The following is a 23,944-nucleotide window of genomic DNA, read 5'->3' on the forward strand; positions in this document are numbered from 1 at the left end:
TGAATCAAAAGGACAGCAGCTATAATTGTAATAATCAAGTATTCTATTTATATTAAAATATTTATAGGCCCACTTTAGTCTTATAAGCTAGTATTGCTGCTATGGTTTTAGCATCTTCGATGGTACCGTCAAAGATAAACTGAACCAGTTCTGCAAGACTATAACGTTCTATGGTCACAAACTCATCTTCATCAAGATTTTGCCTGGTAGGAATCAAATCTTTGGTATAAAAAATTCCGATTTTTTCATTACAGAACGCCACTGTAGTGTATAAATCAAAAAGATGCTCTACCTTATCCGAACGATAGCCGGTCTCTTCCTCTAATTCTCTGGCAGCACAGCTCTTCATATCCTCACCGGGATTTAAGCCACCGGCAGGAATCTCTAACGTATATTTTTCAACTGCATTCCGGTACTGTCTAACCATAATAATCTTTCCTTCAGCATCCACCGGTACAATAGCAGCCGCACCTTTGTGGTGGATATAATCCCAGTCCGCTGTCTTTCCGTTTGGCAGACTCATGGTATCCGTATAAACATCAATAATATGTCCCTTATGTACCGGAACACGTTTTAGTCTTTTATATTCCTTTGTCTCTTTCATGCTTATTCCTATCTGCGTGCTTTAGCGCGCACTCAAATTAATCGTTGAAAGTAATTTTCTTTTAATTCTACACCCATAACATATCACCGGCTTACCTGTAATACTATAATAACATATTCTATTTTTCCATATTAATTGCTTTGTTATAACAAGCATCTGTCGCTTTGATTACAGCATTTCGAAAACCATATTCCTCTAAGGCTGCCACCGCTTCAATCGTTGTTCCCCCCGGTGAACATACCTGATCCTTTAACCTGCCGGGATGCTCCTTGGTCTCCATTACCATCTTAGCTGCTCCATATACCGATTGAGCAACCAGTTCATATGCCTTATCTCTTGGAATACCATATTTAACCACGCTGTCTGCTAAGGCTTCAATAAGCATATATACATAAGCAGGAGAACTGCCGTTGGCACAGATAACCGCATTCATCAAACTTTCATCAAAGATCTGATACTTCCCAAAAGAAGTAAAAAAGCGGTCTAATACTGCCTTCTCCTCCTCTGTAAAAGTATCCTTGGAGTAACATACCCCCGTCATTCCCTCATCCACCAATGCAGGCGTATTCGGCATGGAACGCACGACTCTAACAAAACTGCCCAGTCCTTTTTTAATATCCTCAATGGTAATTCCAGCAGCTATGGAAATTATGACATGCTCTTTGGTGATTAAACCTTTTATCTCCTCGTAGATAGCCTGAAAAAACTGAGGTTTTACTGCTAAAACTACATATTTACAGGTTCCGGCAATGCTTTTATTATCCTCAAGAAAGGAAAGTCCGGTTCTTGCACTTACTGACTCACATCGTTCCTTACTTGCACTTGTAAAGGTAACTTGTTCAGAACCAAATACTTTTGCTACACCACGCAACATGGGATAACCCATATTTCCGGCTCCTATAAATCCTATTTTATCCATTCAAGCCTCCATTTCTGCAAAACATTTTATGTTTAAATCTTAAAGTAATTTTAAAAATTTTTCAATACGGTCTAAGCCCTTTTCAATGTTCTGCATACTAATAGCATAGGATAAACGAACATGGTCGTCAAATCCAAAATCGCCACAAGGGATAACTGCAACCAGAAAATCATTGATAAGGATTTCTGCCAGCTTATCGGTAGTTCCAATAACTGCACCCTTGTATACTTTCGTTAGCACCTCGCTAAAGTCCACAAACAGATAAAAAGCCCCTTGAGGGGTCAATGCATCTATCAAAGGCATAGCCGCGACCCTGCTGACCATATACTGCCTTCTCTTATCAAATTCGTTATTCATTGTAAATACCGTTTCCTGTGTACCATTTAAAGCTTCTGTTGCTGCTTTTTGGGCAATGGAGTTTGCATTAGAGGTCTGATGACTTTGGATACTGTTCATTAGTTTTGCTATTTCTACCGAGGAGCCTGTATAGCCAATTCTCCAGCCAGTCATAGCATAGCTTTTGGATACTCCGCTACAGGTTATGGTTCTTTTATATATTTCATCATTTAAGGAGGCAATGCTTATCTGCTCGCTATCTCCATAAACCAAATTCTCATACATTTCATCTGCTATAACATATATATCATTTTTGATTGCAACTTCTGCAATTGCTTCTAATTCACTTCTTGTATAAATCATACCAGTAGGATTATTGGGCGTATTTAGTATCAGTGCCTTTGTCTTTTCATTACAGGCTTCTTCAATTTGTTTAGCGGTTACTTTATAACTCTGTTCTTTAGAAGCTCTTACAAATACCGGTACACCGTCAGCCAATTTAACAATCTCTGGATAACTTAACCAATATGGTGACGGTATAATTACTTCATCTCCTAAATTTAAGATTGCTTCAAATATGTTCGTAAGTGAATGTTTTCCTCCATTACTGATAACAATTTGATTCGTTCCATATTCTAAGTTGTTAAACGTTTTAAATTTCTTACATACTGCTTTTTTTAATTCTTCTGTACCCGATACAGGAGTATATTTGGTAAAACCGTCATGGATTGCTCTAATTGCAGCATCGTTGATATTATCAGGAGTGTTAAAATCCGGCTCACCTGCCCCGAACCCGACTATGTCCAACCCTTGTAATTTTAACTCCTTCGCCCTAGCTGTAATTGCAAGTGTTGAGGACGGCTTTACTGCCTGCGCTTTTCTTGATAACTCTAATGACATGGTTTCCTCCTTATTAAAGCGTTCCAATGGATTTCAGTATTCCATGAAATACGCCGTCTTCTATTGGTTTATTGTATACAAATATACATTAGAAAGTTTCCTAAATATTGTAGTATATAAACTTTTATAATGCAAGTAAAATCTTCAATTTTTTATTTTAATTTACTAATAGTTTAACGTGGTAACTTAAAAAAGCAAATGCTTTTAAAAAAATAGCTAAAACCAAATTTTAATCATTTGGTTTTAGCCATTATATTTCTAATACATATGAATTACATATTACTTAGCATAGTCTGTTACTCTGGATTCTCTGATAACATTTACTTTAATCTGTCCAGGGTATTCTAGTTCAGATTCGATTTGTTTAGATATGTCACGTGCAAGTAAAATCATGTCCGCATCACTTACCTGATCCGGTACTACCATAATGCGAACTTCCCTGCCTGCCTGAATAGCAAATGACTTATCCACTCCTTTAAAGCCGTTCGAAATATCTTCTAACTGTTTCAATCTGTTTGTGTATGTTTCTAGTGTTTCCCTTCTTGCACCTGGTCTTGCAGCAGAAATAGTATCTGCAGCTTGTACAATACATGCAATTAATGATTCAGGTTCAACATCACCGTGATGTGATTCTACCGCATTGATAACGATGGGAGATTCTTTATGTTTTCTACATAAGTCAACACCAATTTGAATATGTGAGCCTTCCATCTCATGGTCAACAGATTTTCCAATATCATGTAGTAAACCAGCTCTTTTTGCCATTCGAATATCTACTCCGATTTCACCTGCTAATAAGCCGGATAATTGAGCTACTTCAATCGAATGTTTTAAAGCATTTTGTCCGTAACTGGTTCTGAATTTCATCTTACCAAGTAAGCGAACCAATTCAGGATGAATACCGTGAACACCAACTTCTAGAGTTGCTGCTTCACCTTCTTCACGAATCATGACTTCAACTTCTTTTTGAGCTTTTTCAACCATTTCTTCGATTCTGGCCGGATGGATTCTTCCATCCACAATCAGTTTTTCCAATGCGATTCTGGCTACTTCTCTTCTAATTGGGTCAAAACCGGATAAAATAACTGCTTCCGGAGTATCGTCGATAATTAAATCAACACCGGTCAAGGTTTCTAAGGTACGTATATTACGACCTTCTCTACCTATTATTCTACCCTTCATCTCGTCATTTGGAAGCTGAACAACGGATATGGTTGTCTCTGCCACATGGTCAGCCGCACATTTTTGAATTGCGGTAACAACATAATCCTTTGCTTTTTTGTCTGCTTCTTCTTTTGCTTTGTTTTCAAGTTCTTTTACTAACATTGCGGTTTCATGTTTTACTTCGTCTTCAACAGTTTTTAAAAGATATTCTTTTGCTTGTTCGGAGGTTAATCCAGAGATTTTTTCTAACTCCTGTAGTTGTCTGCCGTGAAGCTCTTCCGCTTCTGACTTGATTCTATCAAGCTCAGCTTCCTTAACAGCAAGTTTAGACTCCTTTTTCTCAAGTGCTTCCATCTTCCTGTCTAAAGTTTCTTCTTTAGCAAGAACGCGTTTTTCATAACGCTGCACTTCTGCTCTTCTTTCCTTAGTTTCCTTCTCAAGCTCATTCTTAGTCTTTAATGACTCTTCCTTTGCTTCAAGTAAGGCCTCTCTCTTCTTAGTTTCAGCTGTTTTCAAAGCTTCATCTATGATTTCTCTTGCTTTTTCTTCTGCTGAACCTATCTTAGCCTCTACAACTTTAATACGATAGGCTGTGGCAATTTTCCAAACAAGAGGAGCAACTATTACCAAGGTAACTAAAATAGCAATTACTATTTTTAGCTCTTGCACAGGAGCACCTCCTTATTAAATTTTCATTGTACAAATATACAACAGTTAAATTTTATACTGTTTTGTCCAGTATGTCAAGTATCGTTCCTAAATTTTTATGCATTATGTCATAATACACCGAAAATAATCGATAATTTTATGAATTATTATACGATTTCCCATAATATAATGGCAATTATTTCATTGCCTCATTATGTTTTTAACAGTTTGAACAATTCATTTTGAAAGTGGTTGTATCTGGTAACAGATTTAACAGATACCGCTTGTTAGGAAACCAGTTCTCCGATATAGTAAAAGCCCTTACATTCCTTTAAGCTCACCTTAACAATGCTCCCAATCATATCCGGTGAACCTTCAAAATGCACCAATACATTATTACTTAGTCTTCCGGTCATAAGTTTATCATTTTGCTGGTTTACTTCCTCTACCAGTACCTTACTGATTTCTCCCTCATGTCTTGCGGTCATTTCCGCAGAGATAGCCTGTATTTCCTTTAATAGTCTATCAAACCGTTCCTTTGCTACTGTATCCTCTACCTGACAGTCTAAAACAGCCGCCGGGGTTCCGGTTCTCTTAGAATACAGGAACGTATATGCGCTATCATAACGAACCTTTTTCACAATCTCAAGAGTTTCAAGGAAGTCTTCATCTGTCTCTCCGGGGAAACCAACAATAATATCTGTTGTCAGAGAGATATCAGGCATTGCGGCTTTAATACGCTCTACTAAAGCCAAATAAGACTCTTTTGTGTAGCTTCTGTTCATTTTCTTTAGTACATCTGTACTTCCTGCTTGTACGGGCAAATGAAGGTGGGAACAAATCTTTTTAGAATCCTTCATAACTTCAATTAAGGAGTCAGATAAATCCTTGGGGTGGGAAGTCATAAAGCGAATCCGTTCAAGACCTTCCACTTTCTCAATTTCTTGTAGTAATTCTGCAAAGGACATAGGCTTGTCTAATGTCTTGCCGTAAGAATTCACATTCTGTCCCAGAAGCATAACTTCAATTACACCGTCTGCAACCAGTTCTTTGATTTCCTTAATAATGTCCTCTGGATTACGGCTTCTTTCCCTGCCTCTGACATAAGGCACAATGCAATAGCTGCAAAAATTGTTACAGCCATACATAATATTAACGCCTGCCTTAAATTTGTATTTTCTTTCACTGGGCAGATCTTCTACAATCTGATCGGTATCTTTCCAGATATCAATAATCATACCTTTTGACGTAATCCTGGAATACATTAATTCTGCAAGCTTAAAGATATTGTGGGTTCCAAATATCATATCTACGAAGCGGTAGCTTTTTCTAATCTTATCAACAACCGCATCCTCCTGCATCATACAGCCACATAGTGCAATCATCATATTGGGATTTTTTTTCTTTAGGCTATTTAGAAAACCAAGTCTTCCGTATACTCTTGTATTGGCATTCTCCCTGACGGTACAGGTATTATATACAACAAAGTCCGCTTCTTCTGTATCTGTTTCCACAAAGCCGATAAGTTCTAAGATACCTGACAGCTTTTCGGAGTCCTTGGCGTTCATCTGACAGCCAAAGGTTTGTGTGATATAGGTTAACGGTCTTCCTATCTCTAAAGTTTTAGTCTTCGCCCACTCCCTGCATTTTGCCATAAAGTAGTATTGCCTCTGTGGTTCAGTAATAGGTTCTTTTCCGTTAATGTCTATGTTATTAAAATCTATTTCTGCATAATTCATGTTAAACTCTCTACTTTCTATATATACTTTCACCGATACCCTAAAAATTATATATGATGAAAGGATAAATTACAACAGGCAATCACATTGTTTTGCCATCAAAAAGAACATATAGTATACATTCATGAAATCTATACTATATGTTTTGTGTTATTCTTTCTTTTATGGTTAGTACATGTTATAATATAACGACAACGTTATAGGGGGTTTTATAATTTTTTAAGTGTGCTCAGACATATAAACTACAATTTTTTAGACTGTTCTAATAAGACTAGCATTTCTGCACCACCTATGGCTATGGGTTTTATATCTTCACTAAGAGCTATGTATTTCTCGTATATTTTAATTAGTTCTATTTTATCTTCTGGGGTTATCATTTTTTCTGATTTCATCTTATGCATAAAATCATCTCCTGCTTAGATATCTAAATAAATAGACCTTCCTGTTACTAATTTACACCAAACAAGCTCCCCCCTCCTTAGGGGAGTTTGTAGGAGGGGAGAAGAAAACTCATTGTCATTCAGTGACTTTTCAAATTCATTATAACCCGTTTAATGACATATGTCAAGATATATTCTTTCATTAATTGACAAATATATCATTTAGTGATAATTTTATCTAAGGAGGTGTTATACATGGAAAAACGTGTGAAGTTAATTAGAAAATCCCTTAACCTATCGCAAAAAAAATTTGGAGATAGGCTGGGACTTAAACCTAACTCCATTAGTTCGATTGAAACAGGCAAAAATACCCTAACTGATCAAAATATTAAAATGATATGTTCGACCTTTCAAATAAATGAGGATTGGCTTCGTACTGGTAACGGTGAAATGTATACGAAACACTTGGAAATTGATAACGAATTATCCATAGTTATAAATGAAATTGTTAAAAGTAATGACAAATTTGTTAAGCAATTTTTAAACGCTTATTGGAGTCTATCTAAAGAAAATCGCACAGTGATATCGGATTTTATAGATAAACTAAAAGAATAAGAAACACATATAAAGAAACAACCATGCCCCCTTACACGGGGGGTAATACTTTATAATTCTCAGCATAGAAAATTTATATTTACATTCTGTTTGTATTAAAACTTATCACTTGTTTGATTATTTACGATAATTGCATATATTTACATTCCATTCTGTTTATATTAAAACATACTGTCCCCTGCTTTTGCTATCCGTTTTACTTCGATTTACATTCCATTCTGTTTATATTAAAACTGAACGGTTCAGTAACATCAAGTGAACGTATTTGGATTTACATTCCATTCTGTTTATATTAAAACGATAAGTTGGCAGAGGCAAAAAAATACTATTGGCTCATTTACATTCCATTCTGTTTATATTAAAACATCGGTAATTCGTGGTTCAAAATTCCCAGTAGTAGATTTACATTCCATTCTGTTTATATTAAAACTATGCTAAACGGTGCCTTAACAGATTCTGTTATATTATTTACATTCCATTCTGTTTATATTAAAACTCTTTTTCAGGGGATTGGAGAGGGCTTTTTTAGTAATTTACATTCCATTCTGTTTATATTAAAACGGTAACACTATAGGAGATATGGTTGCTAATATAGATATTTACATTCCATTCTGTTTATATTAAAACGCTTAAGGCACAGAATGGCTCTACCTTTTTTAACAGATTTACATTCCATTCTGTTTATATTAAAACTATTACATCTACGGTTGATACTTATAGACCTCCTTAATTTACATTCCATTCTGTTTATATTAAAACAGCTTGGTATCAGATATGAAGAATTATTGTGTTTCGATTTACATTCCATTCTGTTTATATTAAAACGGAAACTACGGTTGTTGACTTGCTTGTAACGGCTACATTTACATTCCATTCTGTTTATATTAAAACCCCAATCTCGCAACAATTAATTATCACCCTAGACGAATTTACATTCCATTCTGTTTATATTAAAACCCAGAAAACTGTTGTTCCGGATAGAGGATTTTATAAGATTTACATTCCATTCTGTTTATATTAAAACGGTGAAACAGTATTACATATTACCCTTGTTAGGGAATTTACATTCCATTCTGTTTATATTAAAACCCGATGGAAAGGCAGTCACACTTTGCGGAAATGGATTTACATTCCATTCTGTTTATATTAAAACCTATGTTGATTACCGTTCCAGCCGTCAGCATAATAAGATTTACATTCCATTCTGTTTATATTAAAACGGCTACGCGCTCTAAATATTTGCACTTTACTTGTTCATTTACATTCCATTCTGTTTATATTAAAACCTTTTTTCATGTGTTGATATAGCGGGTTGTCAATATATTTACATTCCATTCTGTTTATATTAAAACTTGCATAACTACATTAACGATTATCTCAATCAAAAGAATTTACATTCCATTCTGTTTATATTAAAACTGTTGGAGTATTCGCACTCATAACACTTTTTTATTTATTTACATTCCATTCTGTTTATATTAAAACTTCAAGAAAAGCGTCTGCCGCTTCACCGGTAAAGGTATTTACATTCTATTCTGTTTATATTAAAACCTGGAAAGAATTTGCACGTTATCAAAACTAACCATATTTACATTCCATTCTGTTTATATTAAAACAATGCTTAATCATAGAACAGAACGGGCAACTGCTTGATTTACATTCCATTCTGTTTATATTAAAACTCTATAGGTTGAGCTGGGAGAAAAGAGGGAATACATATTTACATTCCATTCTGTTTATATTAAAACTTTCTCACCTTTTTTAGCATAAGAACTTCCAGTAGTATTTACATTCCATTCTGTTTATATTAAAACCCTGCTTATAACAAGGGTTGTCTGTTATGTATTTTTATTTACATTCCATTCTGTTTATATTAAAACACTATACAAAGTGGATATCACAACGGTGGAGGGGTATTTACATTCCATTCTGTTTATATTAAAACCAGAGCGGCACCTACTAGGTCACCTGAATTATTCAAATTTACATTCCATTCTGTTTATATTAAAACTAACCAATGTGTTTTACTTCTCTTATCACCAAACAAATTTACATTCCATTCTGTTTATATTAAAACTAAAACCGTTTCCCAAGCTTCGCCCCAGTCTACAATATTTACATTCCATTCTGTTTATATTAAAACCATGCGTTTCCTCCTCCCAAAACGGTATATCTTCATTTACATTCCATTCTGTTTATATTAAAACCTTCAATGGCGAGTAATCTTTATCCAATTCAGCAAAATTTACATTCCATTCTGTTTATATTAAAACTGGTTGCTTGCTATGCCCTGTTTATACGCCTCTGAAATTTACATTCCATTCTGTTTATATTAAAACTTTCAATCAAAAACTTCTTCTGCTCGTCCTGTTTCAATTTACATTCCATTCTGTTTATATTAAAACTATAACCGATTTACAGACAATCCTTAGCAGGAAGGACATTTACATTCCATTCTGTTTATATTAAAACTCATATGCTTTATCTCTGTTAGGGTCTCTAGCCCTATTTACATTCCATTCTGTTTATATTAAAACTAATGATTTAACTAATACATCTGTTATGTATTCAATATTTACATTCCATTCTGTTTATATTAAAACTGCATCCATACGGAAATAGCTTGAACTTGTTTCGATATTTACATTCCATTCTGTTTATATTAAAACGACTCTGTAAAAATATAATCAATATCATCAATAGAAATTTACATTCCATTCTGTTTATATTAAAACTAAACAGTATCACATAATACCAATATGTGGTATTTTATTTACATTCCATTCTGTTTATATTAAAACATCCCTGTAAACTTAGCATGATACCATTCGGGACCAATTTACATTCCATTCTGTTTATATTAAAACAAGAAAATGCACAATGTAGATTTACCGGTTCTGGTATTTACATTCCATTCTGTTTATATTAAAACGTATCTTATTGCATCTATGTTGTGGTTATTCTTGTCATTTACATTCCATTCTGTTTATATTAAAACTCATCGGTGTTTATGATGTAATAAGTATTTTCTTTGATTTACATTCCATTCTGTTTATATTAAAACCTCGCCTTACAGCATTTAGACCACCATTTTCAGCATTTACATTCCATTCTGTTTATATTAAAACGTGGTACACAGCACATACTTAGATGTGCCTAAACATATTTACATTCCATTCTGTTTATATTAAAACTGAGGTCTAAAATTATTGCCATAAGATACAACTTGATTTACATTCCATTCTGTTTATATTAAAACCCATTGAACATATATGTCTTACTCAATGCATACCTATTTACATTCCATTCTGTTTATATTAAAACAAGATTTTTGCGACTGTTAATCCATTGGATTTTGCCATTTACATTCCATTCTGTTTATATTAAAACAAAACTTGTTCTGATTCATAGCCATATTCGCATTTATTTACATTCCATTCTGTTTATATTAAAACCCGATATCTTTATGATAAAATTGCTTTGTAATTGACATTTACATTCCATTCTGTTTATATTAAAACAACAAGGGATAATAAGTTTAAGGTAATCCAGTTAAGATTTACATTCCATTCTGTTTATATTAAAACTAATTCAGGACTTAATTTTGAGCCATCCCAAATATATTTACATTCCATTCTGTTTATATTAAAACCGGAACAGGCTAGAAACGAAGCCGAAGCAATAGTATTTACATTCCATTCTGTTTATATTAAAACTCATCCTTGATATTAAGTTCTGTAAGCATATTCGAGATTTACATTCCATTCTGTTTATATTAAAACCTGCCGTATAAAGTATCTTGACCGCCGTTCTTAGCATTTACATTCCATTCTGTTTATATTAAAACCAAACTTCCTTATTTTGCTTTCACGGCTTGAATTTATTTACATTCCATTCTGTTTATATTAAAACTATATAGATAGGAAAATAAGTGATTACTTGATATCATTTACATTCCATTCTGTTTATATTAAAACTCTTATGGCAATAATTTTAGACCTCATTCTTATCGATTTACATTCCATTCTGTTTATATTAAAACGATACAAAAATCAGTTGACCAGCTGTCTATTGATAATTTACATTCCATTCTGTTTATATTAAAACACTATCATTGCTTGTCCTCCTATGCTATATTTATTATTTACATTCCATTCTGTTTATATTAAAACCTTTCTCCCCATTTGAACTTGAGACACTCTTGATAGATTTACATTCCATTCTGTTTATATTAAAACAGGAGTGCAGCACTAGCTTTTTGACAGTAATTCTTGTATTTACATTCCATTCTGTTTATATTAAAACGAAACCCCAGTAACTATAAGCTTTCCTTGTATACACATTTACATTCCATTCTGTTTATATTAAAACCGCTTATGGCAATAATTTTAGACCTCATTCTTATCGATTTACATTCCATTCTGTTTATATTAAAACTTTTAGCACATAATATTGTAATTTGTCAAATATTATATTTACATTCCATTCTGTTTATATTAAAACCTATGGCTAATGACCGTTCCGCGCATGATGTTGCTGATTTACATTCCATTCTGTTTATATTAAAACAAGGTCGCACTTGCTCTTACTGTTCAGGCACTTGTGATTTACATTCCATTCTGTTTATATTAAAACGTTAAAAGCTCAAAATGGCTCAACCTTTTTCAACAGATTTACATTCCATTCTGTTTATATTAAAACAATACTGCAAACAACTACAAGCACAACTTATCCAGAATTTACATTCCATTCTGTTTATATTAAAACAGTATCCGTATAGATTTGATACTGCTTTGTTTGCGAATTTACATTCCATTCTGTTTATATTAAAACAGCAACAAATAATGTAAATAAAGAGAGGAAATCACAATTTACATTCCATTCTGTTTATATTAAAACATCCTAATGAATACGCCCTTTTTTGTAGCGATACAATTTACATTCCATTCTGTTTATATTAAAACTTTCCTGTGTTGCAGGTGACTTAGCCTTATTTGATGATTTACATTCCATTCTGTTTATATTAAAACTGTTTCGGTGATATTTACGAAATTATAGGGAAAGGATTTACATTCCATTCTGTTTATATTAAAACTCCACCACCTTCGCTGAAAGGCATATCCTCCTGGTAATTTACATTCCATTCTGTTTATATTAAAACGCTTACAAGTGTTAATAAAGTGCCTCAAACTGAGGAATTTACATTCCATTCTGTTTATATTAAAACTTCAATTTCAAAACGATTTCTGCGCAATCCAAACCATATTTACATTCCATTCTGTTTATATTAAAACCAGGCCAATCAAGTTCTAATTTAAGTTATGAGGCTTTATTTACATTCCATTCTGTTTATATTAAAACTGGAATATATATTGCCGATGTTGAAATGGTCAAAGAATTTACATTCCATTCTGTTTATATTAAAACATAAAAGAAAATAAATAAAGAAAAGAGGTTTTGACAATTTACATTCCATTCTGTTTATATTAAAACTAGCTTTTCAGAACCTAAAGACTTAAACGCTTACATATTTACATTCCATTCTGTTTATATTAAAACCATCTGTTTCCTTTCTATCGAACATGTTTTTAATCGATTTACATTCCATTCTGTTTATATTAAAACCATAGATGGAGACTATCGCCCGAACTTGCTAATCAAATTTACATTCCATTCTGTTTATATTAAAACGAGTATAGAAAACGTTCCAGAGGGTATTAATGTTAATTTACATTCCATTCTGTTTATATTAAAACATTGGAGAAGATGTGTTCCTCTATCATCATAGTTGATTTACATTCCATTCTGTTTATATTAAAACAAAAATCAAATGTAAGAATGATAAACTGATTTTTAAATTTACATTCCATTCTGTTTATATTAAAACTATCGACCTCGATTACCGGATATCAAAACTAGAATATTTACATTCCATTCTGTTTATATTAAAACTGATAGTGCAGTGAGACATTATCTAAAGTTTAAGCGATTTACATTCCATTCTGTTTATATTAAAACTTAGCAAGTTCGGGCGATAGTCTCCATCTATGCCCATTTACATTCCATTCTGTTTATATTAAAACAGTAGGCATTACCCTCATATTATGAGTATAGTAAATATTTACATTCCATTCTGTTTATATTAAAACGAAGCTTTTCCATGTAGGTGTCCCACTCGCTTTTCTATTTACATTCCATTCTGTTTATATTAAAACGTAATCCAACAATTGCTATCCGTGCATAAAATTTGTTATTTACATTCCATTCTGTTTATATTAAAACCCACTTGTCCGCTGTATAAGTCGTATAGCCAGGAACATTTACATTCCATTCTGTTTATATTAAAACCTTATGGCAATAATTTTAGACCTCATTCTTATCGATTTACATTCCATTCTGTTTATATTAAAACTAATAAAAGAAGGTGAACAATATGTAACAGTAAGAATTTACATTCCATTCTGTTTATATTAAAACTGTAATGGCAGTTTTAGGTGTAGGGCTTAACATCATTTACATTCCATTCTGTTTATATTAAAACATTAGCCAAGCTTAATAGATATAAAGTAGGTCAAGAATTTACATTCCATTCTGTTTATATTAAAACTTCTGTTTGTAAAACTCATCTTCTGTTTTGTCTAAATTTACATTCCATTCTGTTTATATTAAAACTCTAGCTAGTCGGTGTAATGCTGCCGGTCTTGTGAATTTACATTCCATTCTGTTTATATTAAAACGTTTTGTACCAGACCATGCATTAGACATAAATTTATTATTTACATTCCATTCTGTTTATATTAAAACACAACGGACATTTAATAAGTGAGGTGATTTTTTAAATTTACATTCCATTCTGTTTATATTAAAACTGAAACATCAATCTGTGCTCCCTTAATCCTATAAGTATTTACATTCCATTCTGTTTATATTAAAACGCGTCTAACATGAATTTATATCTAGAAACATCAATTTACATTCCATTCTGTTTATATTAAAACTGTACCTCATAGCCTCGGCAAGTGTCATTTTTTCACATTTACATTCCATTCTGTTTATATTAAAACCTGATTTCATTCGCTCAAACCACATCTTTCCTGCCTTATTTACATTCCATTCTGTTTATATTAAAACCAATTGAAAAAACCGCAGTCAGATTTACCGAGAACCATTTACATTCCATTCTGTTTATATTAAAACCTTGGCCATAGATTCAAAATCAGTTGTCCATTTACATTTACATTCCATTCTGTTTATATTAAAACTTATAGGCTGTGGGGAAGAAACAATCTGCTTGTGTAATTTACATTCCATTCTGTTTATATTAAAACCCAAATATCGGTTTCAGATTATATGGATTATTGGAATTTACATTCCATTCTGTTTATATTAAAACGCAATCGAAGCCGGTATTGAGTAGCGGTTGTGCAAAATTTACATTCCATTCTGTTTATATTAAAACAAATTAAATTGTCAGGTGGTTGTCCAATCTAGACTATTTACATTCCATTCTGTTTATATTAAAACTATTTTTTCTTTCTTTCCAAAAATCATTTTAAGGGAATTTACATTCCATTCTGTTTATATTAAAACCAATTTAGAAACGGATATACCATCAGATACAAACTTATTTACATTCCATTCTGTTTATATTAAAACTCTGCTAATAACTCAGCAGGCGCTACAACAGTAAAATTTACATTCCATTCTGTTTATATTAAAACTTTTCCTCTGCTATATATTCCCTCACAGATTCTTCATTTACATTCCATTCTGTTTATATTAAAACCCTTATTACTCAAATAGGCATTATAAGAGGTTTATACATACATTTTCTGTCTACCTCTAAATAATTTATCCAGATATTTAAGCGATACAATCTTCTATAACTTCTAAATAACATTATAACAGCATTTCTTATAGCTGTCGAGCCTCCTAGATTTAAGCAATTTGACAGGTCGACAATTAATAAATTTACCTCTACTACCATTCAGCTTAGAAGAAATTAGATGTCTTATCATCCTCTTTCCCCCAGAACTCTTTTTGCATCCATCTCTCTTCTCTACTTTTAAAAATAATTACTGAATCTCTGTTTTCTCGTATATGCTTATTTAACTCTAACTTCAACTGCTGTAATAGAGCTGGCGTAATATCACCTTCAAATACAGATTTTTGGACATGGGTAAGATACTTTTTACAGATTTTAAATATGTTACGTGAAGCTTTGGCACCATTATCATCAACTTCTATATCATATATAAGAACCACATACATATCACCACCAAATTTTAAACCCTTCATATTTTTTATCGCCAATAAGATGTTTGATTAGTTTATAACATTCCAGTCTAATCAGATGACGGTACGACACATTTCTTCCGAGTTCTTTATGTTTTATTGTTCTATTCAGACATTCGTCATACTCTTTTAATACCTTCTTTCTTCCACCATCTTTTAAGTAGTAATAATTAGAATCCCTTTCAAAATCTTTCTCAGTTATCATATTCCTATTCAATACTGAAAATATAATTCGGTCAGATATTAAAGGTTTAAATATTTCAGAAATATCCAACGAAAGTGAAAACCTTCTTTCACCAGGGCTGTGCAGATAACTGATTGTAGGATTTAACTGTGTAACATATATTTCGGTTAAACAACTGGTGTAAACTAAAGAATTCACAAACGATATTAGTGTATTTACCATATTATCTGGGGGTCTTTTCACACGTTTTTCAAAATCAACTTCTTGATTTATTATGCTTGTCCAACAATTATAATAAACTTTACGTATACTTCCTTCCACACCCATAAGTGAATGAATGTCACTGGTACGTTTTATTTCATTTCGTAATCCTTTTATTTCTGATATACTACTTTCTAAATCCCGTTCTCTTTCATTATAATAACGCAAATTCCTTAGAATATTATAACTTGCAGCCTCAATAAACTCTTTTGCTATGATTAGTCTTTGTTCCTCATTGGTGTAGTGATTTACTTGCTCCACCAATAAGTTTCCAGATACATTTGTCTCCTTGGGATAAAAACTACCTGTATAGAACCCATAATAATTAAAGATATGTATTGGTAACGATAACTGTCCTGCATAATTTAATGTTTTTGTATTTAAAGATACCTCGCCAAACAAGTATATATCTCTTGTCATATTTACCTTGATATCTTTAAAATTCCCATCAGGTGCAGTCATCCGAAGCACGTTGTCTTTCCTCTTTAACTCACCATCTGAAAACAAATAAAAACTTTCTGACATGCTAATTCTCCTTGGCTTATATGTAACAGAACTCATAATAGGCACATGATTTACATATTTTTGATTCTATAACCACTGGACTCTTTTTCTGTTCTGCAATGTAATTGATATCTTCAATTATCTCTTTAATTTTGTCCAAATCTCTTTCTTCTAAATAAACATCTTTCCGTTGTCTTATCTTAGGATAGTCTATGATTCCTTTCTCAATAGGTATTCCCCTTTGTTGTAAGAAGTATATGTAATATTTAACTTGCCATAAAGAGGCCTCTTCAATACTTTTACTTTTTCTAATCTCATGTAGGATTTTCCAATCCTTGATAAAATCTATATTTACAGTTTCATCAATTAAAATCTGTTTATCTTCTCTTCCATAACTGTTTTCATCTAAAAGTTTTCCAAGCAAAACATTTTCACTTTCATCCTCTAATGAGATATTATTAATGAAACACCAAAGTTTACGGTGACAAACAAAATAATAATAGAACATTGTACCTGTTACACGCATACTTTCCCTTCCCTACTTAGAAAAATCTATCATCTGCATTAATAAATTCTTGATTTTTAGTATTGCTAAAGCTAATTCCGACTTCATCATCATAATCTGCATCAATAACAAAAAATACAAGCCCATTCTTTAGTTTTAATTGCTCTTTAAAAACATTAGTGCCAAATGCTAATCTACTTTGAACAGGAACCATAAAATCACGTATCACTTCCTGAGCTTCTATCTTTTCTAGCTTTGTTGACTCATTTCCATCATTGCCATTGACTATGTTCATATTCTCTCTTATCCATTCTTCATTTACAGTAAAAATGGACTGAGGTATAGCTGACACCTGGCTAATATCACGAAACAGCTTGGTAACAGTCTGCTTACTATATTCATACTCTGTAATATTTCTAATATAATCTAAAGTATAAATAATTTTCTTATAATAATCTGTAGCAGCAAGTTCCTCAATTGAATATAATCTATCAATCATTTCCACTTTCATTTTTTCACTTATTTTTCCATCCACTACTAGTTGACTTTTCGACAGTTCAAAGATTTCAGGTTCTATTACTGAATTTTTTCCAATTCCGCTGCATTTTTTATTTCCTCCGGTAAATACAAAGCAGTTGTAATCTACATCCAAAGTTCGATGTCTATAACATCGTCCCATTCTCTGAAATAATCCATTCAAATCAGATAGTTCAGTAAACAGTAAATCAAAGTCAATATCAAGGGACGCTTCCACCAACTGAGTACTAACCCATATTTCATGTATTTCACTTCCCTTTTTGCCTGTTTGCATTATCAACTTTTCCTTTACATCCCTGTCTTTTCTTATAAATCCACTGTGTAGTAAATGTATTTTTTCTTTATCGGAAGTCTTTAATGACTCCTTAAGTTTTAAATAAACTTCTTTTGCTCGTTTTATAGTATTGCATATAACAAGAATCCTATTATTTTTATAGTAATTAGCAATCTGAGCTATACTTTCTTCCTCTTCAATGGATGCCTCCACTCTTTTTATGCTATGACGAATCCAATTATTTGTGAATGTATTTGGCTCAGGTGGTACTAAGCCTTCTGAGTTCATTAAATCCAAAAACAGTCTAGGAAATGTAGCTGTTAATATGGCATATTTTCCCCCAAGCTTAGTTATATAAGATAACCCAACAATTAAATAGGCAACCAAATCAGAGGAATACATTTGGATTTCATCAATAATTATCTTAGAATATGACAAAGTTGCAAGCTTAGATTCAAACCCCTTATACCTATATACAAAGTCAAATATCTGGTCTATTGTACATATGGTTAAAGGAAGGGATAATTGCTTAGTACTTGTATAATAATATTCAAGCTGTGAATCCCCTGTTTCTGAATGTCCATACTTCTTCCACTCTTTCTTTTCATCCTCTGCATATATTTTCAAAGTATCAGAATGAAGTAAACCAACCTTTCTTCTATCTTCGTCATTTACTATACTTTCTATAATTCGTTTATATATTGCATTAATAGCACTTTTTAAGGGAAGTGTAAAAAACCCCTTATTATTTCCAAGCCAAAGCAACCCTGCCTCTGTTTTTCCCATGCCTGTCTGGGCTATAACAATAACGTTATTGTCTTGATTTTTTAGCATATAGTTCTGTAAATCATTCCATTCAGCTAATTCGTTCTTTTTTCTCCACTCGCACAATATTCTATTCAATGTTATAGATAAAAAATCATTCTTAACTTCAACACAAAGTGGGCTGCTCTCTCCAGTAATATATGAACTGGCTGCATAATCAATCCGGTTTAAAAGACCTTTTAACATTACATACTTATAAAAATATATATTATCTCTGCTTTCATACAACCTCTCTCCCATCATAAAATATTTCTGGTCAAATTCTGGATTGAAATATTTAGTAGGTAATTTGGAATACTCAAATTGTTTAACAATAGTATCCATTTGTTCTAATTCGTCATATATATCATCCATATTGTAATTCATTTCTCTTTCATGATGGTATGCTACAGCATGAAAGAGTACCATTATATCCTGATGATTATACCCTTTATTAATCAGATATTTAACATCAATAAATCCAAGACTAAGCATACCATGCGGGATACCTGTATTCCTACCTTTTCCTTGCATAACCTGTTGAAAAGAATAATTTATTTTCCCTAAATCATGATAAATACAAGCCAAATACAACATATACCAATCAATGTTAATATCTGGATATATCTTTTTTAAAATTTCGTAATTAGCAAGTAAATCATTTGTATGTTCCATTATATCTTTTCTAGGTTTTGTTTTGGCAATAAATCTCTCATCTGCTTTTTTATCTGGCATAATTTCTCCTTATTATTGCATCAAGCAGGAAATACATAATCTCCTTTATCATCTTGATAGAAAGTAAAGTCTGAAAAGAGTGTAAAATTATGAGTGTATAGGGCATCTACTGTATTCCACTTTCTAATATACCTCGGTACTTTCTTAGTTCCTACGTTATGAAGTACGTAATCTTTGTTTAGTTTTATCATAGTACCAGAGTATTGCAATGAAGTTTTAGCTGAATTCGCTCTGATTTGATTGTCTTCAAAATAGCAAATTGGTATAAATGCCCCATATCCATAACCAACTCTTTTATTAAGTTCCGTACTATAACTAACACTCTTCTCTAGATTTATACTTTCAATTTCAACAATACGAATCTCTTCAATAACAGCTATATCTTCACGTCTTCCTAAAGATAGATATTCAAATGGGGTTTTTAGGCTGTCATAAATTTCTTCAAGTAAACTATCCTCTTCCGGTATGATATGCAGCAATAATTCAACATCTACTAGAAGCTCTATCGTAGCCACACCTCTGGACACACCAAAATCATTAACCTTCAACTGATGCCTCGTTGAATCATAGGACATACCATTTTTAAACTCATATCTGGTGTATAAGTCATTCACTTTTGAAAAATATTTTCCCTGTATACTTACTCGCATTGGTTTGTATTCTTTAAAGCGACACATATTATGTATCATACCTATAACCGTTGAGTAGGGTGGAAGAGGATAAGTCTCTTTTAACTGAAAGCTTGCTGGTTTCTTGTAATTCACCATATCCTGTCTTAATTTAAGTCTAATTCCCTTCATAATAAGCATCCACCTCTTTTTTAAGAGTTGTAAAAAATTCAGGTACTGTAGTTGCTTTTAGTACTTCCTTTATTTCATTAGTATTATCGAATCTTCCGTCAACAACACCTGTATGGGTCTGTTCTCTTACTCCTTCATACATAACTCCTGTTATCTCATTCAATACAATACTGTTATTTTTGATGGAAACCACATTTTGGAATACCGGATTCTTAATATCGTAAACTCCGCCTATTATAAATAATGGTTTTAAATCTTCTCTTCTGCCTCTAATATCTCTATACAATAAAGCAACTGTATCCAGCAACTTTTTTATTCTTCTTGCTCTTTCTTGGTTGTCCAGTTCGATACCATATTCTTCATCAAAACCAATCTGGTCTAAATCAGCTACAATTGTATATCTGTAATATGATTTATGTATTTCTGCCTGAGCTATATTCATATTTGTTTTAATTTTATCAGCCTGTCCTTTGTTTGTTAAAAAATCTAAATCTCCTTTAAAGGTTTCAAGGGATATGGCATTTGATAATCTTACTTTAGCACTTCTTTTTTTCCCTCCTGTTCCTTTTGCTGTCTTAAGGTAACCAAAAAAATCGACCTCAGGATATTTATCAATTGTAGCATCTTCACTAAACTGTATTACTAATTTGTCCCCACTTCCTTCACCTGCCACTGGTGCCAATGCTTCCCCTAACTGCTCTGCAATGTTATATCTGATAGCCTGTCTTGATATGTAAGTATACTGCTCACCTTTATTTCTGGATATTTTTTTTAACGAAGCTACATTACCAACACTTTCTCCATAATTCGCACTTTCTGCCTGAAAGATAATTGTCATGGATAACCCTTTTGTTTTTAATTGACTCATAATTTACACCTCTCCATTTTCTATTTGTTTTCCTTGTTACTTTCATTATTATTACTATTCCTATCTTTATCTCCATCTATTAAATTAGTAACAAAGGCATACCCTATAGTATAAAAAACTTCAGATTCTTCTTGTAATATTTCAGGTATAATTGATGGAACTTCTTTGCCAACATACATATAACAATTTAAAACCAAGTCCATAAACATATATTTATTACCTGTTTTTAAAGCATTCATTAAACGATAATTAATACCTGACAGTTTATTAGAATCCTTATATGCCTCTCTAAGTTTTTTACCTTCTTGCAGTGCTCTTAACCTATAATTAGAATTCATATCTTTCAGCCCCCCTAATCTTTTGATTAACTCAATATTTATATTTAATATATTATTAATATGCCCTGTGTGAAAAAAACAATTATTTGGTGTTGATATCTTATAATAAAGTAATTTATGAATTAACAGGAAAAGGTTTTGATTATTAAAAAGATGATTTAAGACCTGTTCATATATACTTATAGTCTCTTTTCCTTCTTTATAATATGCTCGTAGTAATCCTTGTTTTTCTTCTTTTCCGGCAATTTCAATAATACAATCTTTTATTACACACAAGGTAGACTCTGGTACTATATTGAATTTATAGCTTTCATTTTCATATCTTACAATTTGAACATCTGCTAATTCAAAAATTTCTTTTTCCAAGGTTTGCTTTATCAAAGCGTTTACTAGAACACTATATAATTTTCTTGTATCATAATTATTTTCGCCACCTTTTAAAATATCAGCCTTCACTTGGTTATTCACTTTAATATTGTATTCCATATTCACATTGGCATTAATGTATAGACCTCTTCCTGTAACATAAGTAAATCCAGCTGGCAAACATGAATATATCAGTTTACAGATAGGGCATACTGCAATATCATTATAAAAATTCCATACATGTGATGTCTTTCTTGCTATATCAAAACCAAATTGGTTCAGAAAACTCATATCGTTATTAAAATCTTTCATAGGCATACCACAAGTGAAGCATTCATTCTTATATTTGGATTGGTCGAATTGTAAATACTCAAAGACTGGTTTTATAAAATATGTATTGTAATCTTCATAGATATCTAAAGTTTTTGTTTGCGGATATAAAAAACTTACTCCATTCCAACCATTTTTTAAAATCCCATATATAACATTTTTGCCTGCTATATAACGCTTTCCTGACTCATGACTACAATAACATATAATATCCTCTATAATTTTATATTGAATTTTCACTTCCTCAATAAATTTACTTTTTTCTTGCTCAAAAGACTTATCATCTTTTGGTTCCTTGACTTTTTGCAGCTTTTTTTCAAGTGTCTGTATATAATCCATGTCCCCCATTAGTTTAAAAGCTGCTTTAAAACTGTTACTAGTCAGGTATCTTTTTAAAGTATCTTTTATAAAGATATTAATATTTTTTAGCTCTTTAAGATCTACAGCCTTAAAATCATTATCCCTATGATATTCTATCTTGTCTTTATAACTGACAATACGATACCATGGAAGTGTATTTTCGTAAGTATTAATAAAATATTCAAAATACTTCTCTTCAAAATTTTCTAAATGTCTCACATGAAAATTAATGGTGTTATTGTGAAAGTTAATATTATTTTTTCCTATAATATTAATAAACCCTGTTAAAGCTGCATTCCACATCCAATCTCCAAGTTGTAATGTTATTTCCTCTCTTTCCATAAAATCACCTCCATCCTATGCTTATTGTATAAGTTCAAGATTACCAAATCCAAGTGAACGCTTCCCACCAATGCCTCTCTGATACAAATACTGTAGCAAGTAAGGTTCGCCTTTCATAGTAATGATTCCAAGAGAGGTTGCTATTTTATATTCATAACTGGATACAATTACTTTTTTCATTTTAACAAAGTTAATTTGAAGTTGCTTAATGTCAAAACTTATATCCCTGTCCATCTTTCCATTTAGTTCACTTATCAAGTTCCTTTTTAGAATAGATGCGGCTTCCTCATCTTCAAATGTATAAAAACAATCTTTTCCTGTCTCCTTGGAGTGGTCACGTATAACAAGGGGCGACAGTGTGTTGAACACAGCTTGATTTTGGGTTATAATTTTTTCCTTTTCACTGGTTATATTAATGAGCCTAATAGCATTTCCCCCTGACAGTTTGTACCATATAAATTTCTGACCGCATAGTGCATTATATAATTGAATCCCCAAAAAAGAGTCTGGCGTACTAAAATTCAATATCATTCTTTTGCTTTTAATACTTATGTACTCTTTATAAAATTGAGTTGGAGGAACGAAATAAACAGAGAACGTAAAATCTTTATTGGTGTTATTTCCGTTGCCGTATAATTCATGATAAAATTCTTTATTATACTTTTCTGTACAAAACTTAATGTAAGCTAAAATTTTTCTGCGATAGTCAATTTCCAGTACTTCTTGTTCTAATTCAAATGTAAAATGTAATCTCACTGTTTATCTCCTTTAATAATTTAATTTATTGCCATTACTATTACTCCAATATAAAATAAATTCCATTATGAGTATATTAATATTTTTGTAAATTTAAAGACTTAATTTACATTCCTTTTAGTTAATATAAAAACCATAAGTATTTAATTTTACCTGTTACTCTTTTTTACATTATATTTCCTTTTTTGTAAATTGTCAGCATATTATAACAATATTTATATATTTTTTACATTTTTAAACTAAGTAAATTATTAATTAAATTCCGGTATTTTTATTAATTGGAACTTACTTTCACAATCCAGTGTTATGCTATACAGGAATTTTACTTTTGAATCTTCTAACGTCATTCTCATATTTAATTTAATTACTCTCCAAATACA

The 23,944-nt window shown here is 31.9% G+C and carries 15 protein-coding genes and 1 CRISPR repeat array; of the genes, 1 reads left to right on the forward strand and 14 read right to left on the reverse strand.

The genetic code is table 11. The annotated features are described in order from the left end of the window. Positions 1 to 61: 61 nt before the first annotated feature. From acsn021_RS14480 to acsn021_RS14505, 6 genes are all read right to left on the reverse strand, one after another. Positions 62 to 604: an NUDIX hydrolase gene (locus tag acsn021_RS14480; protein WP_184094089.1), complete on the reverse strand. Its 543-nt coding sequence runs from the start codon at positions 602 to 604 to the stop codon at positions 62 to 64. Between the two features lie 118 nt (positions 605 to 722). Further along, entirely contained in the window at positions 723 to 1,523 is an 801-nt protein-coding gene (gene proC, locus acsn021_RS14485) for a pyrroline-5-carboxylate reductase (protein ID WP_184094092.1), read from the reverse strand. 39 nt (positions 1,524 to 1,562) lie between these two features. Next, positions 1,563 to 2,759 (reverse strand): pyridoxal phosphate-dependent aminotransferase, encoded by a 1,197-nt coding sequence (locus tag acsn021_RS14490; protein ID WP_184094096.1) that lies wholly within the window; start codon positions 2,757 to 2,759, stop codon positions 1,563 to 1,565. Between the two features lie 279 nt (positions 2,760 to 3,038). Continuing rightward, a complete protein-coding gene (gene rny / locus acsn021_RS14495) occupies positions 3,039 to 4,592 on the reverse strand; it encodes a ribonuclease Y (RefSeq protein ID WP_243182299.1) in 1,554 nt (517 codons plus the stop codon). A gap of 266 nt (positions 4,593 to 4,858) precedes the next feature. Further along, complete coding sequence (gene miaB / locus acsn021_RS14500) at positions 4,859 to 6,310, reverse strand: tRNA (N6-isopentenyl adenosine(37)-C2)-methylthiotransferase MiaB (protein WP_184094099.1); 1,452 nt, start codon at positions 6,308 to 6,310, stop codon at positions 4,859 to 4,861. Positions 6,311 to 6,552: 242 nt separating this feature from the next. Then, on the reverse strand, positions 6,553 to 6,711 hold the full coding sequence (locus tag acsn021_RS14505; RefSeq protein ID WP_184094101.1) for a hypothetical protein: 159 nt from the start codon (positions 6,709 to 6,711) through the stop codon (positions 6,553 to 6,555). Positions 6,712 to 6,945: 234 nt separating this feature from the next. On the opposite strand from acsn021_RS14505, the gene acsn021_RS14510 reads away from it, so the two are divergent. Continuing rightward, the gene (locus acsn021_RS14510) at positions 6,946 to 7,305 is read left to right on the forward strand and encodes a helix-turn-helix domain-containing protein (protein ID WP_184094104.1); all 360 of its coding nucleotides are present in this window, start codon (positions 6,946 to 6,948) and stop codon (positions 7,303 to 7,305) included. Positions 7,306 to 7,443: 138 nt separating this feature from the next. Then, positions 7,444 to 15,091: a CRISPR direct-repeat array (repeat unit 30 nt; unit sequence ATTTACATTCCATTCTGTTTATATTAAAAC). 206 nt (positions 15,092 to 15,297) lie between these two features. On the opposite strand, the gene cas2 is transcribed toward acsn021_RS14510, so the two are convergent. From cas2 to cas6, 8 genes are read right to left on the reverse strand one after another with little or no spacing between them, the layout of a single operon-like run. Further along, entirely contained in the window at positions 15,298 to 15,603 is a 306-nt protein-coding gene (cas2, locus tag acsn021_RS14515; protein WP_330601801.1) for a CRISPR-associated endonuclease Cas2, read from the reverse strand. Further along, entirely contained in the window at positions 15,578 to 16,570 is a 993-nt protein-coding gene (cas1b, locus tag acsn021_RS14520) for a type I-B CRISPR-associated endonuclease Cas1b (protein WP_184094107.1), read from the reverse strand. The genes cas2 and cas1b overlap by 26 nt, the downstream gene beginning before the upstream one ends. 16 nt (positions 16,571 to 16,586) lie before the next feature. Continuing rightward, the gene (gene cas4 / locus acsn021_RS14525; protein ID WP_184094110.1) at positions 16,587 to 17,075 is read right to left on the reverse strand and encodes a CRISPR-associated protein Cas4; all 489 of its coding nucleotides are present in this window, start codon (positions 17,073 to 17,075) and stop codon (positions 16,587 to 16,589) included. Between the two features lie 16 nt (positions 17,076 to 17,091). Continuing rightward, positions 17,092 to 19,404: a CRISPR-associated helicase Cas3' gene (gene cas3, locus acsn021_RS14530; RefSeq protein WP_184094113.1), complete on the reverse strand. Its 2,313-nt coding sequence runs from the start codon at positions 19,402 to 19,404 to the stop codon at positions 17,092 to 17,094. A 20-nt stretch (positions 19,405 to 19,424) separates the two neighbouring features. After that, positions 19,425 to 20,204: a type I-B CRISPR-associated protein Cas5b gene (cas5b, locus tag acsn021_RS14535; RefSeq protein ID WP_184094116.1), complete on the reverse strand. Its 780-nt coding sequence runs from the start codon at positions 20,202 to 20,204 to the stop codon at positions 19,425 to 19,427. Then, complete coding sequence (gene cas7i, locus acsn021_RS14540) at positions 20,191 to 21,072, reverse strand: type I-B CRISPR-associated protein Cas7/Cst2/DevR (RefSeq protein WP_184094119.1); 882 nt, start codon at positions 21,070 to 21,072, stop codon at positions 20,191 to 20,193. Before cas7i ends, cas5b begins: the two co-directional genes overlap by 14 nt. Before the next feature lie 20 nt (positions 21,073 to 21,092). Then, positions 21,093 to 22,808: a type I-B CRISPR-associated protein Cas8b1/Cst1 gene (cas8a1, locus tag acsn021_RS14545; protein ID WP_184094121.1), complete on the reverse strand. Its 1,716-nt coding sequence runs from the start codon at positions 22,806 to 22,808 to the stop codon at positions 21,093 to 21,095. A 21-nt stretch (positions 22,809 to 22,829) separates the two neighbouring features. After that, positions 22,830 to 23,564: a CRISPR-associated endoribonuclease Cas6 gene (gene cas6 / locus acsn021_RS14550; RefSeq protein ID WP_184094124.1), complete on the reverse strand. Its 735-nt coding sequence runs from the start codon at positions 23,562 to 23,564 to the stop codon at positions 22,830 to 22,832. Positions 23,565 to 23,944: the final 380 nt, after the last annotated feature.

It is taken from the genome of Anaerocolumna cellulosilytica (assembly GCF_014218335.1).
In the GTDB taxonomy this organism is placed as follows: Bacteria; Bacillota; Clostridia; order Lachnospirales; family Lachnospiraceae; genus Anaerocolumna; species Anaerocolumna cellulosilytica.

Excerpts from the sequence above, each read along its gene's own strand:
- acsn021_RS14480 (WP_184094089.1), bottom strand. The coding sequence starts at position 604 with ATGAAAGAGACAAAGGAATATAAAAGACTAAAACGTGTTCCGGTACAT.
- cas2 (WP_330601801.1), bottom strand. The coding sequence starts at position 15,603 with ATGAAGGGTTTAAAATTTGGTGGTGATATGTATGTGGTTCTTATATAT.
- cas3 (WP_184094113.1), bottom strand. The coding sequence starts at position 19,404 with ATGCCAGATAAAAAAGCAGATGAGAGATTTATTGCCAAAACAAAACCT.
- cas5b (WP_184094116.1), bottom strand. The coding sequence starts at position 20,204 with ATGAAGGGAATTAGACTTAAATTAAGACAGGATATGGTGAATTACAAG.
- acsn021_RS14505 (WP_184094101.1), bottom strand. The coding sequence starts at position 6,711 with ATGCATAAGATGAAATCAGAAAAAATGATAACCCCAGAAGATAAAATA.
- cas1b (WP_184094107.1), bottom strand. The coding sequence starts at position 16,570 with ATGTCAGAAAGTTTTTATTTGTTTTCAGATGGTGAGTTAAAGAGGAAA.
- cas8a1 (WP_184094121.1), bottom strand. The coding sequence starts at position 22,808 with ATGGAAAGAGAGGAAATAACATTACAACTTGGAGATTGGATGTGGAAT.
- cas7i (WP_184094119.1), bottom strand. The coding sequence starts at position 21,072 with ATGAGTCAATTAAAAACAAAAGGGTTATCCATGACAATTATCTTTCAG.
- miaB (WP_184094099.1), bottom strand. The coding sequence starts at position 6,310 with ATGAATTATGCAGAAATAGATTTTAATAACATAGACATTAACGGAAAA.
- acsn021_RS14490 (WP_184094096.1), bottom strand. The coding sequence starts at position 2,759 with ATGTCATTAGAGTTATCAAGAAAAGCGCAGGCAGTAAAGCCGTCCTCA.
- acsn021_RS14510 (WP_184094104.1), top strand. The coding sequence starts at position 6,946 with ATGGAAAAACGTGTGAAGTTAATTAGAAAATCCCTTAACCTATCGCAA.
- cas4 (WP_184094110.1), bottom strand. The coding sequence starts at position 17,075 with ATGCGTGTAACAGGTACAATGTTCTATTATTATTTTGTTTGTCACCGT.
- proC (WP_184094092.1), bottom strand. The coding sequence starts at position 1,523 with ATGGATAAAATAGGATTTATAGGAGCCGGAAATATGGGTTATCCCATG.